At 76.4% G+C, this 1,151-nt stretch carries 1 pseudogene; it reads right to left on the minus strand.

Annotation, left to right across the window (positions count from 1 at the left end):
• Nucleotides 1-1,151, minus strand: a pseudogene (locus MXD58_RS25090) (hypothetical protein); the annotation flags it as partial.

A 1,151-nucleotide genomic window follows, 5' to 3' on the forward strand; every position in this document is an offset into this window, starting at 1 on the left:
GTCCTGGGGGGCACGGCGGAACGTGTGGATCGCGTCGGTGTAGTCGCGCCGGGCCGTCTCCAGCGTGGCGCGGGCCCGGTCGACGCGGGCCCGGTCGACGCGGGACGTGTCGCCGGTGGCGGTGAGGAACCACTCCCGCTGGCCGGGTCCCCGCAGTTGCAGCGCCGGGCCGGGCGGCGCGGAGAGGGTCACGGACGTGCTGGTCTGCGCCGCGGTGGACGGTACGGACGTGATCGGTGCCGGGACGGGCGGCACCGTGGACGTCGCCCCGATGGTGCTCGGTTCGGCGGTGGGCGGCGCAGAGGTGGGCGGTCCGGTGATGGGCGGATCGGTGGGTGTGGGGGCGTCGAGCGGCCGGCCGTCGTCGGTGTAGACGCGGGTGTCGGCGCCGTCGGTCAGTTCGATCTGACCGGACGGTGTTCCCCGCAGCGTCCACTGCCGGACGGTGCCCGCCGGGGAGACCGTGCGGGCCTGCCAGGCGGGCCAGTCGAGTTCCAGCCGCCCGGCCGGCGCACCGGTGCTGGGATCGGTGATGGCCAACCGCTCGCCGTGCAGCGTCTGGTCGCCGCCGATCCGCCAGGTGTGGCCGTCGGGCGCGGTGAGTTCGACACCGTCGTCGGTGTCGCGGGACTCGACGCTCAGGCGCCCGCCGCCGGGGCGCACGAGCACCGTCCCGCCGCCGGTGTGGCTGGTCTCGACGCTGCCCCAGGGGCGCATGAACTCGCGGATCTCCCGCGAGGTGGTGACCAGGCGCCCCGACCGGTCGTAGTCGCGGAACTCCTCGGGTGAGCGGTGGATGCGGAAGCCGTCGTCGTCGCGGTAGCGCACGGTGCCGGCGTACTCGGTGCGGCCCTGGCGGTTGGTGATGGTGCCCCACGGGGTCGGTTCGCCCTCCGGGCGCGGCAGGGTGCCCTCCAGCCGGGCTCCGCCGTCGAGGTCGCGCCGGTAGGGGATGGCGCCCAGGCCGTCGGGCGGCGGTACGGCGCTGACGTCGACGTCCGGGGGGAGTTCGGCGTCGACGAGCAGCGCGAGGCGGCGGGCCTCGTCGTCGAGGTGCTCCGCCGCCGTCGGGTCGTCGGCGGTCGCGGCGCTCGCGAACCGGGCGGCGGTGAAGCGCTGACCGGCGGTGACCAGCGCGGCCGCCGCAGCCC

The sequence above is a fragment of the Frankia sp. AgKG'84/4 genome, from assembly GCF_023242965.2.
In the GTDB taxonomy this organism is placed as follows: domain Bacteria; phylum Actinomycetota; class Actinomycetes; order Frankiales; family Frankiaceae; genus Frankia.